Source organism: Chitinophaga sp., assembly GCF_035538455.1.
Lineage (GTDB): Bacteria > Bacteroidota > Bacteroidia > Chitinophagales > Chitinophagaceae > Chitinophaga.
This window is the reverse complement of record NZ_DATLKJ010000154.1, coordinates 84,079-100,388: the sequence shown is the minus strand read 5'-3', so window position 1 is coordinate 100,388 and position 16,310 is coordinate 84,079. Positions and strand designations below refer to the sequence as shown.

General features: G+C 46.9%; 13 protein-coding genes. 8 read left to right on the top strand and 5 right to left on the bottom strand.

Annotated features, from left to right (window positions below; all coding sequences use genetic code 11):
- Positions 1–11 precede the first annotated feature (11 nt).
- From VM802_RS18770 to VM802_RS18755, 4 genes are read right to left on the bottom strand one after another with little or no spacing between them, the layout of a single operon-like run.
- Entirely contained in the window at positions 12–338 is a 327-nt protein-coding gene (locus VM802_RS18770; protein WP_325533351.1) for a DUF4157 domain-containing protein, read from the bottom strand.
- Positions 326–1,273: a DUF5777 family beta-barrel protein gene (locus VM802_RS18765; RefSeq protein ID WP_325533349.1), complete on the bottom strand. Its 948-nt coding sequence runs from the start codon at positions 1,271–1,273 to the stop codon at positions 326–328. The genes VM802_RS18770 and VM802_RS18765 overlap by 13 nt, the downstream gene beginning before the upstream one ends.
- A gap of 11 nt (positions 1,274–1,284) precedes the next feature.
- The gene (locus tag VM802_RS18760; RefSeq protein WP_325533347.1) at positions 1,285–1,830 is read right to left on the bottom strand and encodes a YceI family protein; all 546 of its coding nucleotides are present in this window, start codon (positions 1,828–1,830) and stop codon (positions 1,285–1,287) included.
- Positions 1,831–1,862: 32 nt separating this feature from the next.
- Complete coding sequence (locus VM802_RS18755) at positions 1,863–2,225, bottom strand: hypothetical protein (protein WP_325533345.1); 363 nt, start codon at positions 2,223–2,225, stop codon at positions 1,863–1,865.
- Positions 2,226–2,339: 114 nt separating this feature from the next.
- Here VM802_RS18755 and VM802_RS18750 point away from each other — a divergent pair, with 114 nt between their 5' ends.
- Positions 2,340–3,620 (top strand): UDP-N-acetylmuramoyl-tripeptide--D-alanyl-D-alanine ligase, encoded by a 1,281-nt coding sequence (locus tag VM802_RS18750; RefSeq protein WP_325533343.1) that lies wholly within the window; start codon positions 2,340–2,342, stop codon positions 3,618–3,620.
- Positions 3,621–3,728: 108 nt separating this feature from the next.
- Positions 3,729–7,082, top strand: coding sequence for a TonB-dependent receptor (locus VM802_RS18745; protein WP_325533341.1), 3,354 nt, complete (start codon positions 3,729–3,731; stop codon positions 7,080–7,082).
- Positions 7,083–7,692: 610 nt separating this feature from the next.
- On the opposite strand, the gene mce is transcribed toward VM802_RS18745, so the two are convergent.
- Positions 7,693–8,094 (bottom strand): methylmalonyl-CoA epimerase, encoded by a 402-nt coding sequence (gene mce / locus VM802_RS18740; protein ID WP_325533339.1) that lies wholly within the window; start codon positions 8,092–8,094, stop codon positions 7,693–7,695.
- Between the two features lie 118 nt (positions 8,095–8,212).
- On the opposite strand from mce, the gene VM802_RS18735 reads away from it, so the two are divergent.
- From VM802_RS18735 to VM802_RS18710, 6 genes are all read left to right on the top strand, one after another.
- Complete coding sequence (locus VM802_RS18735) at positions 8,213–9,439, top strand: IscS subfamily cysteine desulfurase (RefSeq protein ID WP_325533337.1); 1,227 nt, start codon at positions 8,213–8,215, stop codon at positions 9,437–9,439.
- 63 nt (positions 9,440–9,502) lie between these two features.
- Positions 9,503–10,243, top strand: coding sequence for a gliding motility-associated ABC transporter permease subunit GldF (gene gldF, locus VM802_RS18730; RefSeq protein ID WP_325533335.1), 741 nt, complete (start codon positions 9,503–9,505; stop codon positions 10,241–10,243).
- Between the two features lie 49 nt (positions 10,244–10,292).
- Complete coding sequence (gene gldG / locus VM802_RS18725; protein WP_325533333.1) at positions 10,293–11,996, top strand: gliding motility-associated ABC transporter substrate-binding protein GldG; 1,704 nt, start codon at positions 10,293–10,295, stop codon at positions 11,994–11,996.
- A 66-nt stretch (positions 11,997–12,062) separates the two neighbouring features.
- A complete protein-coding gene (locus tag VM802_RS18720; protein WP_325533331.1) occupies positions 12,063–13,001 on the top strand; it encodes a TerC/Alx family metal homeostasis membrane protein in 939 nt (312 codons plus the stop codon).
- Between the two features lie 58 nt (positions 13,002–13,059).
- Positions 13,060–15,573: a bifunctional UDP-N-acetylmuramoyl-tripeptide:D-alanyl-D-alanine ligase/alanine racemase gene (locus VM802_RS18715; protein WP_325533329.1), complete on the top strand. Its 2,514-nt coding sequence runs from the start codon at positions 13,060–13,062 to the stop codon at positions 15,571–15,573.
- Between the two features lie 61 nt (positions 15,574–15,634).
- Positions 15,635–16,279: a lipoprotein signal peptidase gene (locus tag VM802_RS18710; protein ID WP_325533327.1), complete on the top strand. Its 645-nt coding sequence runs from the start codon at positions 15,635–15,637 to the stop codon at positions 16,277–16,279.
- The last annotated feature ends 31 nt before the right edge of the window (positions 16,280–16,310 follow it).

Here is a 16,310-nt window from a genome sequence, read left to right as displayed (position 1 = left end):
TTAACGATTTTTTAGATTATTTCTACACCATCCAGTATCCGGGGGTCGTTTTCCGACGCCCGGGCGGCTACTTCAAAGCTGTTAAGATAATATCCTTTACGGAAGTACTCAGCCAGGTATCTCCAGAGGAAAACAACTTTACCATATTGCTGGTACTGTTTTACATGGCATACCTCATGCCGTACCCATGCTTCGTCAGACAGGAACTGAGCGCGGGAGGCCCCGTACAGGTAAATGGTACGGCCCACCACGATCGCCACCTGTTGCACCCCCAGCTTCAATGCTGCCACCCGGGCCAGCCAGGAATATTCTTTTATGTGACATCTTATTTTTTCCAATTCTTTTTCCCGAACAACGTAAATCTACGGGAAATATTGAATCCCCAGCGATATTGACCCTGGAGCCAGGATGTGGTTGTTTCAGGTATAAACTGGCTTTCCTGCACTGCGGTGGCGTTGGTGAAGTTGATATGAAACACGTGTCCGCCGGTTTCTATCTCCAGGCCCACCCCCAGCGGGTTGTAAAAGCTGAGTCCCTGCGATTTGTAGTAGTCTTTGCTTTCCTGGGTGCGGAAAGGATAGAAGTATTCCACAATAAAGCCCACTCTTTTGGAGAGTTTCAGTCGACCTGCGGCGCCCAGGGCAAACATATTGTTCATGTCCATGTACCCTACGCGGTTGCGGTGAACATAGGTAGGAGACAGTGTCAGTGAGAGCCGGTCGCCTATCTTCCTGGAGACGATAGCCTGCACCACATAGTTCATCCTGTCTGCCGCATCCTTAAAGAACGCGGGATTCACAGAGTCCTTGGCGGAAGTCATCGCAGTAATGGTAACATTGGCCATCAACGCCACGGAAAAGGGCACATGGTTGTCTGTTGTTTGCGAGAGCAACTTATATTTAATGAGGCCATCTATCAGCTGGCTTTGTATGCCGGAGCCTTTGGAGCGGCCCAGGCCAACCATGAGCCTGTCGGAGATACCATATTCAAATGCAATACGTATATCCGTGGAGTTGTCCATTCCGAAAAATGACTTGGGGCCGCCGAATTCACCGGCAGCATCACCAAAGCGGTGATCTACACGGAAATCCAGTTCGTGCTTGCGCAGCATTTCCGTAGAATGCCCCAGGATAATGCGTGTACCCTTGTAGGTATACATCACCGGCTGGTGCCTGATTGCAGCGGAATCGAATAATTTGTCCAGGTCGTTCTGCGCCTGGCTTACAATGCTGCCGGTGCAGCAAAACAATATAATAGCGATGAGTCTTTTCATTGAGTGTAAGATTATTTAACTGCTGTATAAACTGCATTGACCGTTACAGCCACTACTTCTGCCACATTTTTGATCACCAGCCTGGGTATACTGACCTTATGATCAGCTATGCTGACATTGAAAGTGGAAGTGGTGGTGATACGGCCACCCTGTACAGTGACGGCGCCTTTCTCCTGGTATTGTTTGCCAACGCCGTGGATATTGAGCGTACCGGATACAGTTACGTTGTAGGTACCATCTTTGCTGAAATCAACATCATTACTGATATTACCTTTGAATTCTGCGAAGGGGTATTTATCACTTTCGAGGTAATTTTCATTAAAATGCTCCTGCATTAATTTTTTCTTGAACTCGAAAGATGATATTGGTACTTTAAAATAGATAGCCTTTGTTTTAATGTTGATGGCTGATACGCCCTTGTCTGTCTTAGCTTCTATATCTTCCAGCGGTGCAGAGGAAAAGAAAGACAACTGTGCATTACGGCAGGTATACACATCCTGCGTCCATGCCTGCACAGAGAGCAACAGACAACAAATGACCAGAAACAGATTTTTCATTTACGACAGGTTTAACATACTTGAAACATTCATTATTCGTCCGGCATACCACGTCCAATCCAACATGCGATGGAGTCTTTCATGCCCTGTGACAGGCGCGGGAAGCGGGCTGGTGGCATCGTAGCCTGTTCGCTGAGCGCCCGTTGCTCGAATGTTTCCCTTTTTGTGCCGATATAGCCTTTCAGCCCCTCAGGCGTGGAAAACATTGACCGGTGACAACCTCTATCCGTACAATTGGTCTTAATCGCTCCGAGGACATAGGAGGTATTGATCTTGGCCTTACTGCAGTCTACCTTATTAGGATCGACAGGCTTAACAGGTGCAGGCGCTTGCTCGTTCTTACAGGATAGCACCAACAGGCATCCTGAGAATAGTAACAAAATTTTTGATCTCATATAGGCAAAACAGATTTGTTTGACAATACGCGGGTTTCTGGTTGCAGGTTGCCTGTGGCAACAGATATTTTTATTTATATCTTACACTTATTTTTGTAACAAATACTTTTCAACGTGACCATAGAACAACTATATAGCATCTACCTGCAGCACCCCAGTGTTCAGACAGATACCCGAAAGCTGAAGAAAAATGATATCTTCTTTTCCCTGAAAGGAGGCAACTTCAACGGCAATGAATTTGCTACCCGGGCGTTGGAGATGGGCGCAGCCTTTGCTGTGGTGGATGATGCTGCTTATTTCACCGTACCGGAAAAAATGATGCTGACGGACAATGCTCTCGAAACGTTACAGCAACTGGCTCTATGGCATCGTAAACAATTAAGTATCCCTTTTATCGCCATCACAGGCACTAACGGTAAAACCACTACGAAAGAACTGATTAATACCGCACTGGCCGCCGGATTTAAAACATACGCCACACAGGGCAACCTCAATAATCATATAGGCGTTCCGCTCACAATTTTAAGCATCACCACTGATGCGGAAATAGCAGTGATAGAAATGGGCGCAAATCATCAGCGGGAAATTGCAGGCTACTGCAAAATAGCATTACCCACGCATGGTATTATCACCAATATTGGTAAGGCTCACCTGGAAGGATTTGGCAGTGAAGAAGGTGTAAAGAAAGCCAAAGGCGAATTGTATGATTTCCTGCGCAGCAATAACGGCTGCGTATTTGTATGTAACGAATATGCCTATCTGAAAGAAATGAGCAAAGGTATTCCTCAGGTGATCACCTACGGCAGCAAAGATGCGGATTATACCGGCGATCCTGTTGCAGACGACGCACTCCTTGGTGTACAGGTTACCGGTAACAGCCGGGTAGGCTTCATTCAAACGCAACTTACCGGGGCATACAACTTTCCGAATGTAATGGCCGCAGTAGCAGTAGCCAGCCATTTCAAAGTGCCGGAAGAAAAAATAGGCCCTGCCATTGCCGCTTATCGCCCGTCCAATAACCGTTCACAGGTCATCACACAAGGTAGTAATACCATCATCATGGATGCCTATAATGCCAATCCATCCAGCATGAGAGCCGCCATCGAAAACTTCGCGGGCCTGAAAGCTTCCAAAAAAATATTGCTGCTTGGCGCCATGATGGAACTGGGTGCAGACAGTGTAAAAGAACACCAGACACTGGCCGGTTTACTACAACGCACACACTGGGACGCTGTCGTTTTAGTAGGTGGCGATTTCAAAAAAATATCCCATCCATACATCTATCTTGAAAGCGCCGCCGAAGCAGCAAAATGGCTGCAACAACAGCAGTTCAGCGATGCGCATATCCTCATCAAGGGAAGTAGAAGCACAGGTATGGAGAAAGTGCTGGAATAGCTTTCCCCTCATGGATTCTGGCAAATATCAAATGTTAACGATTTCATAATTACGTTATCTTTATTACTATATTATCTCATTTGATATTTGCCAAAATCTGAATCGCACATGCACAGGAAAATTTACAACTATTTTCTAGGTATGCTTTGCTGCATACTGTTTATCCCCTTTGTGCTCCATGCTCAGGAGACCACTGCCGACATTGCCGGTATCGTGAACAGTTCTCAAGGCGCTATACCTGGCGCCAGCATCATAGCTGTTCACCAGCCGTCCGGTACAAAGTATGTAACCGTTTCCCGTAAAGACGGGCGTTTCAATCTTCCCAACCTCCGTATTGGCGGCCCTTATGTGCTGACCATCTCTTACATTGGTTTTAAAGATGAGAAACGCGAAAACATCTTCCTGACACTTGGCCAGGAATACAAAGCTACCATCTCACTGGAAACCAGTACCAGCTCGCTTAATGAAGTAGTTGTAAAAACCAACAGCCAGAGTAAAATCTTCAACCGCGCGCATACCGGCAGCCAGGAGATCATCACCAGAGCACAGATGGACAGACTTCCTACTATCAGTCGCTCCATGGCCGACTTCACACGCCTCACGCCTTCAGCCAACAACCTGAGCTTCGGCGGCAGAAGTAACCAGTACAACAACATCACTGTTGACGGGGCCAACTTCAACAACTCTTTCGGCCTGCAGCCTACACTTGGCTCCCAGACCAACTCCCAGCCCATCAGCCTAGACGCGCTGGAACAGATACAGGTGAATATATCTCCCTATGATGTGCGCCAGGGCGGATTCTCCGGCGCCGGTATCAACAGCGTTACAAAAAGTGGCACCAACGATTTCAAAGGGACCATCTATACCAACATCCAGACGCCAGGATTACAGGGTCTGAAAGTAGGTACCACCACCGTAACCAAACCCTCGTTTGATTACAACCTCCGCGGATTCACCGTTGGCGGCCCCATCATCCGCAATAAACTTTTCTTCTTCGTCAGCGGCGAACAGGAAAGAATCTCCGCACCTGCTACCAGCTGGATAGCCAATACCAAACCCGGCGGAAGCGTGTCCGGCAATACTTCACAGGCCGTTGCCGATACCCTGGACAAACTGAGAAAATTCCTGATGGACAAATACAGCTATGATCCGGGAGATTATCAGAATTATACCTACCGCACTTATAGCGACAAGGTAACGCTGAAGCTGGACTGGAACATCAACAACAACAATACATTTACATTAAAGTATAACTATCTCAAATCCTACAAGGATATTCCTGCAAGTAACAGCGGTGCTCCCGGTAGCGGCCGTCAGCCAAGCCTTACTGGCCTGCCTTTCAGCGGTAGCGGTTATACCATAAACAATAACTTCAATATCTTCATCGCTGAGCTGAATACGCGCATCGGTAATCACGCATCCAACAAACTCCAGATCGGCTATTCCGCACTCCGCGACTTCAGAAGCTCCCTGTCAGGCGGTAACTTCCCGCTGGTGGACATCCTTAACGGACAAGGCCAGAGCTACACTGCTTTCGGCTATGAGCCTTTCACCTACAACAACAAGCTCAAAACAGACGTATTCCAGCTGTCAGACATCTTCAACTTGTATAAAGGCAGCCACGAGATTACTATCGGAACGCAGAACTATTTAAAGACCTTCATGAACGGTTTTGCGCCCAACTATAACGGTATCTATCGCTACAACACCCTGACAGACTTTTACGCGAGCGCTACTACCGGTGCATTGACTACCAACCGCTATGCGCTGAGCTACAGCACTACTAAAGACGGCTCTTTCCCTTATGGCAAGATCAATATGCTGGAGCTGGGTGTATTTATTCAGGATAAATGGAGCATCAACAACTACTTTACACTGACCTATGGTTTACGTATAGACGTTCCGGTTATTGGCAGCACTTTCGACAAAAACGACTCCCTCGCCGCCCTGACCTTTAGAGACGGCATCCAGGTGGATGTTGGCCATGCGCCAAAAACCACCCCACTGTTCTCACCAAGGGTTGGCTTCAACTGGGACGTAACCCACGACAACAAAACACAGATCCGTGGTGGTGTAGGATTGTTTGCAGGTCCGCCACCGGCTGTATGGCTGAGCAACCAGGCCAGTAACAATGGCGTGCAGTTTGGTTCATTTGTGGCACAAGCCAGCAACAACTCCACCATTCCTTATCCGTTCAATCCTGACCCCAACGCTTACCGCAACACTTCCGGTTCTCTGGCTACCGCATACAACATAGCGGTTACAGATAAGAACTTCAAGTATCCGCAGGTACTGAAAGCAAGCCTGGCCATTGACCGCCAGCTGCCATGGGGCGTGATTGCCACCCTCGAAGCGAACTACTCCAAAGACATCAATGCAGTATACTTCCAGAACATCAACCTGCCAACATCAGGCTTTACACTGGACAGCACTCCGGATAACCGTACCCGTTATAGCTCCGGCCAGATCTATGGGCCCGTGGCTGCTCCCGGCAAAAACACCCTCAGCAATCCAAATATCAGTGACGCTATCCTGATGCGGAATGCCAGCAAAGGTTATTCTTACTTCATTACCTTCCAGCTGCAGAAGAATACACCTAACCTCAGCCTCAGCGCTGCCTATACCTACAGCAAAGCCCGTACTATCAACGATGGCGGTTCCATTGCCCAGGGCAACTGGCGCGACCGCCCGGTAAGTGGCGATCCGAATGCGCCGGTTCTCGGATACGCTAACTTCTATCTGCCACATCGCGTTATCGCTTCAGCTTCCTACAGATTTAATTGGGCCAGGCATTTCGCTACCTCCATCGGTATGGTGTTTGAAGCCGCGCCCAATGGCGTTACTTCTTACACCTACAACGGCGATGTTAACAATGACGCATCTAACGGTAATAACGACCTGATCTTCATCCCGGCCAACGCCAAACAGATCAATCTGGTACCTGTAGGCTACGGTGACAAGAATTTTGATCCCAACAACCCCGCTGACAAACGCAGCACACAGGTAACCTGGAATCAACTGGACAACTTTATCAAACAGGATGATTACCTGAGCCGCCACCGTGGAGAATATGCAGAGCGCAACGCAGTAGTGCTGCCATTCTATAAACGTGTAGACCTGAACATCACACAGGATATCTTCATGTTCACCGGCAAAAACAAAGTGAAGCATACGTTGCGCCTTACTTTCGATATTATGAACTTCGGTAACTTCCTGAACAGGAAATGGGGTATCAACAAATTGTCCAATATACCGTCTTTCCTGAAGTATGAGGGTCAGGTACGCGATGCCAACGGTAAGCCTACCGCGGCTCCTGCATACTCCTTCCCGTACCTGGACAATGCCAACCAGATACCGCTTACCAATTCCTGGAGAGAGAATACCAACAACCTTTCCAACAACTTTAATAACTATATCTCCCGCTGGCAAGGCCAGATCGGTATCCGCTACATCTTCAATTAATGGGCGAAGATTCAGGAGAAAATTAGATTACAAAGGATTACCAATATAAACGCGAAGCCCCGGCAGGTTTATCTGCCGGGGCTTCGTCTATTTCGTACAACAATAGTTTAAATTATTTTCTATTCTACAATAGAATACTTAAAACACCAATAAATCTCTCCTCATCAAACAATGTTTTAATTTCCTCACAAATCTTCGCTCATCATCACCATCAAAATAATCATACGAGAATCATAGTCAAAAAAAAGACCTGCAAGCTAAAAAACCCGCAGGTGTTCATAACCTATGCCAACTTTAGAGTAATCGTAAAGACTTAAACTTACTTAGCGTATTGTTCAGGTCTCGTAATATGTTTAGGTAATGCTTTTTTGTGTTGTTATTTTCGAGATGTTATACTGAGATAACGTTTCATAAAATGGAATTGTTCAAAAAAAATAAAAAAAAATTTATTCAAAAGGATCTGGTATCTGGTTATTTGTGTTACTTATTTTGTTCGCTTTTAGGGACGATTCAATTTACCTACGTATGAGAAGGTTTGTTTGGATTGCAAAAGATTAAAAAAAAATAAAAAAAATTACATTCAGATATTTTCAAATATATAAGCAATTCTTTACTTGATTTCCTGACAAAGTTCTACCAGCACACCGTTAGTACTTCTTGGATGAAGAAAACAGATAAGTTTATTATCGGCGCCATGTTTTGGAGCGTCTTGCAGCAACGTAAAGCCTTCACTTTGTAATCTTTTCATCTCCGCATAAATATCTGTGACCTCAAAAGCAATGTGGTGCATGCCTTCACCTTTCTTCTCCACAAATTTAGCGATGGCACTATCCGGGCCGGTGGCTTCCAGCAGCTCTATCTTTGTTTCTCCCCGTTGAAAGAAAGCCGTCTGTACCTGTTCGCTCGTCACTGCTTCTGTTTTATAACAAGGCGTGTTCAGTAATTTTTCAAACAAGGGAACAGATATTGATAATGACTTTACCGCTATACCGATATGTTCTACTTTAAGCATGCTGGTGATTTTGTAGGCTGATATAACAACCTGTTTTTTATTAAGATACTAACCCTGTAAAAATAGAACTTATGTTGTAGATTTGAATTGCACCAAAAATATTAAAATAACGCACCATATGTTAAAACTGCCTGTATACCTGGATAACAACGCTACTACTCCTTGCGACCCGCGGGTGGTGGAAGTGATGCTACCCTATTTTACAGAAATGTTTGGGAATGCTGCCAGTCGCAGCCATCCTTTCGGATGGGCTGCAGAAGCGGCTGTAGACCTCGCCCGGGAGCAGGTGGCTGCGTTGATAGGCGCTGATCCGCAGGAAATAGTTTTTACATCCGGCGCCACAGAAGCGGTGAACCTCGCCATCAAAGGGGTTTTCGGGATGTATGCCGCCAAAGGCAATCACATTATTACCAGCGTTACGGAACATAAGGCCGTAGTGGATACCTGCAAACATCTGGAAAAAAAAGGCGCCATCATCACCTGGCTACCGGTCAATGAGGACGGCCTTCCTGATCCGGCTGAGCTGGAAGCGGCCATCACGCCGCAAACTATCCTCATTGCCATGATGTATGCCAATAATGAAACCGGCGTACTCAATCCGGTAAGGGAGATCAGCGCAATTGCCCGCAGACATGGGATCCTGTATATGTGCGATGCCACACAGGCCATAGGCAAAATCCCGGTGAACGTTGATGACGACTGCATCGATCTGCTCACGCTCAGCGCCCATAAAATATACGGGCCCAAAGGCGCCGGAGCGTTGTATGTACGTCGGAAGTCGCCACGGGTAAGACTCACACCGCTTATTGACGGCGGTGGCCATGAGCGGGGGATGCGTTCCGGTACACTAAATGTTCCTGGTATTGCGGGCCTCGGTAAAGCCTGCGAGCTTTGTATGCAGGAGATGTCGGCCGAAACGGCCCGCCTGATGGCGCTCCGCAACCAGCTGGAATCCTCTCTGCTGGAAATTGAGCAGTCATACGTAAACGGCTCTACGAAATTCAGGCTGCCCCATGTTACCAATCTGTCATTTAAATATATTGAAGGATCCACCCTGCTGATGGGATTCAACAAAACCATCGCACTCTCTTCCGGGTCAGCATGTACCTCTGCTTCTATGGAGCCAAGTTATGTGCTGAAGGCCATGGGGCTGGGAGACGACCTGGCACATGCTTCTCTCCGCTTCGCACTGGGTCGTTTCACTACGGAGGAAGAAATAAATTACGTCATTAATACAGTGAGAGATACCGTCCAACAGCTCAGAGCCGTGAGTCCGCTATGGGAGCTGTATAAAGACGGGGTTGACGTAGACTCGCTGTCGTGGGCTCACCATCAGGGTGGTTAATCCACTGTGGTACTCTTTTCATAATATTTGTATTTTGCATATCCTAATCCTTACACTCTGTTCATGCTTGCCATCTTTAAGAAAGAGATAAATCAGTTTTTCAGCAGCATTACAGGCTATGTAGCCATCATTCTTTTTTTACTGGCAAACGGCCTACTGCTCTTCGTATTCCCCGACACCAGCTTGCTCGATACCGGTTACGCCAATCTGGACCCCTTGTTCGACCTGGCGCCGCTTATTTATTTACTGTTGATACCCGCTATCACCATGCGCAGTTTCGCAGATGAATTCAAAACAGGCACTATGGAGCTGCTCAGCACCAAGCCGCTAAGCTGGTGGCAGATTGTTATGGGCAAATTTTTAGGAAGCATGCTCGTGGTGGCCATTTCATTACTGCCAACGGTAGTGTATTATGTAGCCATCAGACAACTTAGCACGAACCCGCAACAGCTGGACAATGGAGGCATTCTGGGCTCCTATACCGGCCTGTTCCTCCTCGGAGCTGCCTTCACCGCTATCGGCCTGTGGTCGTCGTCATTGACATCCAACGCCATGATAGCCTTTCTCATTGCGGTTTTCACCAGTTTCATTTTCTACAACGGATTCGATGCACTCAGTAAAATCCCCGGATTCAGTGGCGGCGCAGATTACTACCTCCAGATGGCAGGAATTAAATTCCACTATACTTCTGTGAGCCGCGGAGTACTGGACAGCAGGGATATTGTGTATTTCGTCAGCCTCATCAGCCTGATGCTTTATCTCACCAAATTATCCCTCCAAAGAAAACTCTGGCAAAACAGTTAATATCTTATTCCAAATAAAAAGGTAAAAAAATCGTTACATCCTAAAGGGTATGGCTAAACGAAAAAAGTATATACAACAGGCACTGCTGGTAATGCTGGCATTGATCGGCATTAACGTAGCAGCTGCTTATTTTCACGGCAGATGGGATCTTACAGCAGAGAAAAGGTATACCCTCACCACACACACCCGGCAACTGCTGCGCAGCCTCGACGGCCCCGTAGACATCGAAGTATTCCTGAAAGGAGATTACCCCGCCAGCTTCCGGCAGCTTGCACAGGCTACCAAGGAGCTCCTGGAGGAATTTCGTGAATACGGCAGGCAGAATGTCCGCTTCACTTTTGTGAATCCCGGCCAGGGCCTTTCGGATTCAGCCCGCATGAAATTTTTTGGCGAACTGACAGCACAAGGCATCATGCCTTTCAACATGAAAGTGCAGGAAGAAGCCAATGAAGGGTATGCAGAAAAACTCATTTTCCCCGGGGCACTCGTACATTATAAGAACAAGACTGTAGGCGTGAACCTGCTGAAAAATCAGGGCGGACAGGATCCCATGCAGACCATGTCCAGCTCCGAAGCGTTGCTTGAGTACCAGTTTGCCAATGCCATCAGTAAGCTGGCCACCGACAAAAAGCCGCTGGTAGGCTATATGATGGGCCACGGTGAAACACTGGGCGCCGAAGTATATGACGCACTAAGCACACTGCAAAACAATTACGGATTGGATACGCTCTCCCTCCAATCTACCTCCTATATCCCCTCTGATTTTGACATCCTGCTCTTTGCCAAGCCGGTAAAGCCTTTCAGCGATACCGACAAACTGAAGATAGACCAGTATGTAATGAACGGCGGTAAAGTGCTTTGGTTCATTGATGAAACCACTGCTACAATGGATAGTCTTCAGAAACATCCGGAGCTTTTTGTATTTGACCGGGGCCTGAACCTGGAGGACCTGTTCTTCCGCTATGGTGTGCGTATCAACCAGGACCTGGTGCAGGACCTGCAATGTGATGTATTGCCGCTGATAGTAGGCAATGTAGGTAACCGGCCACAGATACAGCCGGTGCCCTTCCCGTTCTTTCCCATGTTGACACCTACCGGCGCACATCCCATTGTAAAAAATATGGATATGGTACTAAGCCGCTTTGTAAGCTCTATGGATACAGTGGGCAACGACGGGATCAGGAAAACCATACTGCTCACCACTTCCAGTCACAGCCGCAGCATGCGCATACCTGCGCAGATAGGGCTGGAATCAGTAAAGGTGAAGCCCAGCATACGTGACTACCGGCAACAATTTGTACCCGCAGCCGTCCTGCTGGAAGGGCGCTTTAACTCCCTGTATCGCAACCGGCTGGGCCAGGAAGTTGAAAACAGCTTCAAAGCAGCTTCAGGGAAGCCATTCAGGGAATCTGCCGTAGGAAACAATGCCATGATCGTGGTAAGTGATGGTGATCTCATTGCCAATGCTGTATCCCGTAAAGAAGGTCCGCTACAGATGGGTATCAACGAGTTCAATCCTGGTTTTGCCTTTGCCAATAAAGAATTTTTCCTCAACTGCCTGGAATTCCTCAGCGGCAACAGCGGTATGATGGAAAGCCGTAATAAAGAGCTGACATTGCGTTTGCTGGACCCGGAAAAAATAAAGCAAGGCAAAAACAAATGGCAGGTACGCTGCTTTGTAGTCCCCATAGGGCTGATCCTGCTGTTTGCCATGGTATTCCAGTTTGTCCGCCAGCGTAAATTCGCAGAGTAACCATATCGCCGGGCTCTCCGTTGGTTGAATTTCAATATCTTTGCACCTCACAAAAAACAAGGTATCGTGACACCTGTACAGTGGACGTATCTCACATTCGGCATTGTTGTAGTACTGGCTTTGATATTTGACCTGGGACTGCTCAGTAAAAAGAATGAACAGATATCCATTAAAAAAGCGCTTTTTCAGACATGTTTCTGGGTGGCGCTGTCGTTGCTCTTTTTCGGATATATGTGGTTTGAAGATGGACATGAAGCCGCGATCAGCTATCTCAGCGCCTATCTCATGGAATGGTCACTGTCGATAGACAATATTTTTGTCTTCATTCTTATCTTCGGTTTCTTTAAAATAAAAGAAGAAAACTATGCCCGTGTATTGCTGATTGGGATATTGATGGCCATTGTCTTCAGGGCGGTCTTTATCAGTATAGGAGTGGTGCTGATCCACAAGTTCTCCTGGATACTCTATATTTTTGGAGTCTTCCTGGTGTACACAGGGATTAAGATGTTTACAACAGATCATGAAGCCGAGTTTAAGCCGGAAGAGAATGCTGTATACCGGTTTATGAACAGGTACATGCGGATAACCACCCAGGACCCGAAAGGAAAATTTGTGATCCGCAAACATAATAAGGCATATCTCACAACGTTATCACTGGTGGTGGTCATGCTGGCTGTAACAGATATTATATTTGCGTTGGATTCCATCCCGGCCGTATTTGCCATATCACAACAGCCGGTGGTGGTATATACCTCCAACATTTTTGCAGTTCTGGGATTACGTTCCCTGTTCTTTTTATTGAGGGGCGCCGTAGACCAGTTTGATTACCTGCCACAAGGCATCGCCATTGTACTTATATTCATAGGACTTAAAATGCTGGCAGAGTATTTCATCCACATTCCCGTGTATGCATCATTGATCGTAATAGTACTATGCCTCGGAGGTTCGATTCTTTATTCCGTTTATCATCAGAAAAAAGAATTACCGGAAAGAGAAGAGATATAAAAAGCAGTCTGTAGAAAGAGTTTTATAGCTGCTAAGTGATTATTCAAACCTGATTAAAGTGTATAACGCAGCAAGTATCAACAAAACCCTTAAAGGGGAATTGTTGCAAGAGACCGGATTTCCTGAAATTGATCATCTCTTATTGGACAGCCGGAAGCTCAGCTTCCCGGAATCATCGCTGTTCATACCGTTAGTAAGTCCACGGCGCAATGCGCATCAGTACATTGAAGAATTGTACAAAAAAGGGGTGAGCAACTTTATAGTAAGCGAGGCTGTTCCTCTGGAAAAATATCCCAAAGCCAACTTCATACTGGTAAAAGATACGCTGCAGGCCCTGCACATGCTGGTAGCTTCACATCGTCATCAGTTTCATATTCCCGTGATTGGTATTACCGGCAGCAATGGAAAGACGATTGTAAAAGAATGGCTCTTTCAGCTGCTGGAAAAGGATTATAATATTGTTCGCAGTCCGAAGAGTTATAACTCACAGATTGGTGTGCCATTGTCTGTATGGCAGATGAAGCCCGAACACCAGTTGGCGATTTTTGAAGCAGGCATTTCCCAACCCGGTGAAATGGTGAACCTGGAAAAGATCATCCGTCCTACCATTGGCATATTCACCAACATCGGGGAAGCGCACAGTGAAGGATTTCTCAACATCCGCCAGAAGATTAATGAAAAGCTGGTGCTATTCGCAAAAAGCGATATTCTCATTTATTGCAAGGACTATCTCGCGTTGAATGAGTGTGTATTATCCTTCCATAACCAGGTTGGTAAAAAAGAAAACCAGGAAGGTGGCGGTGGTGGTCCGGAACTCTTTTCATGGTCCCGGAAAACTGATGCAGACCTGCGTATTATCAGTGTGGATAAAAACGATAACCACACCCGCATAGACGCACTATACAAACAGGAACCACTGCACATCACCATTCCTTTTGTGGATGAAGGTTCCATCGAAAACGCCATCCATTGCTGGGCACTGATGTTATACCTGGGTAAGGAACAGGAAGTTATCCAGCAACGCATGGATCTCCTCAGTAATATAGCCATGAGGCTGGAACTGAAGCAGGGCATCAACAACTGCTCCGTGATCAACGACAGTTACAACCTGGATCTTGGCTCGCTGACCATTGCCTTGGACTTTCTCCAGCAGCAACAACAGCATGCTACCCGCACTGTTATCCTCAGTGATATTTTACAAAGTGGCAAGAGCGACGCCACCTTATATGAGGAAGTAGCTGATCTTTTACACAAAAAGAATATCAATAAGCTGATCGCCATCGGTAAAAATATAGGTAGGGAAAAGAAAAGCTTCCAACAGATAGAAGGACTGAAAACACAATTCTTCAACACTACCGATGAATACGTACAGCAGTTTAACGCCGATGATTTCCTGAACGAAACCATACTGGTAAAGGGCTCTCGCGTATTTCAGTTTGAGCGCATCGGTAAGCTGCTTGAACAGAAAGCGCATCAGACCATACTGGAAATAAATCTTTCTGCCATTGCCCACAATGTGAAAGTGTACCAGTCCTTGCTGAAACCCGGTACCCGCCTGATGGCGATGGTAAAAGCGTTTTCATATGGCAGCGGCAGCTTTGAAATTGCAAACCTGCTGCAGTTCCACGGTGTAGATTACCTGGCTGTGGCCTATGCAGACGAAGGTGTAGAACTGCGCAGAGCCGGCATTACCATGCCTATTATGGTGATGAACCCTGAGCCAGCCAGCTTTGACGCCATCCTGCATTGGAACCTGGAACCCGAAATATATTCCATGCAAATATTGCTGCAGTTCATGGAAGAAGTAAGCGCAGCAGGTAAAACAGACTTTCCCATCCACATCAAGCTGGATACTGGTATGCACCGCCTCGGCTTTATCAAAAATGAAATCGCCGAGCTAGCCGAAGTACTTACCTCTGCCCCGCTCATGAAAGTGCAGTCCATTTTCAGCCATCTCGCTGCCAGTGAAGACCCTGCAAAAGATGCCTTCACCCAGCAACAGGGGCGGCTGTTCTTTGATATGAGCCACGAACTGCAAAAAGCGCTGGGCTATGCCGTTATCCGTCATATCTCCAACAGCGCCGGCATTACAAGGCATCCGGAACTGCACCTGGATATGGTTCGTCTGGGAATTGGCATGTATGGCCAGGACAGCAGCAAGGACATACAGGAGCAACTCCGCAATGTGAGTACATTGAAAACCACTATTGCCCAGTTGAAACACCTGGAACCGGGCGACACTGTGGGTTATGGCGCTACCTGGGAAGCCAAAGTCCCCTCCGTTACAGCTACCGTACGCATTGGTTATGCGGATGGCTATCCACGCAGACTAAGCAACGGTGCCGGTAAAATGCTTATCCGCGGCAAACTTGCACCGGTAGTAGGCACAGTGGCTATGGATATGATAATGCTGGATGTAACCCACATCCCCGACGTAATGGAGGGTGATGAAGTGATCATCTTCGGCCAGGACCTGCCCGTACAAGAGCTGGCAACCTGGGCCGACACTATCCCTTATGAAATATTAACAGGAATTTCACAGCGGGTAAAAAGAGTATATTTCCAGGAATAATGATATTGCAGGTTTCGAACTTTGAAAGAAACTATTATTTTTGATAAAATTCTAATATAAGTTGAAATATCGTCACGTAGTACTTATTGTTGTCCTGATCCTGGTTATTGACCAGGCCCTGAAATGCTGGATCAAGACGCACATGTTCATGCAACAGGAGTTTGTTATTATCCCCAATTGGTTCCGCATTCATTTCATTGAAAACGAAGGAATGGCTTACGGTCTGAAGTTTGGAGGTGATTTCGGTAAAATCCTGCTGACCACTTTCCGCCTGGTGGCCGTAGTGGCAGGTTTCGTCTATATGAAGAAACTCATTCGGGAAAAATACAGCACAGGGCTGCTCATCTGTGGTTCATTGATACTGGCGGGCGCTGCCGGCAACCTGATAGACAGCATGTTCTACGGGCTTATTTTCAATGACAGCATCGGCTATGAAGTAGCCAGGTTCTTGCCGTCCGGCGGTGGCTACGGCAGCTTCCTGCATGGCCGCGTGGTAGATATGCTCTACTTCCCCATCTATGAAGGCTATCTGCCCAGCTGGGTGCCTTTCAAAGGCGGTGATTACTTCGTATTCTTCCGCCCGGTGTTCAATGTAGCTGACGCCGCCATCTCAGTTGGCGTAATCTCTATACTGCTTTTCCAGAAAAGATTTTTTGGAAGACATTCGGAAACACAACCGGGAGAAGTGAAACAACAAGCTATTTAATTAAAAAAATTCCTTTATAACAATAAAAAAC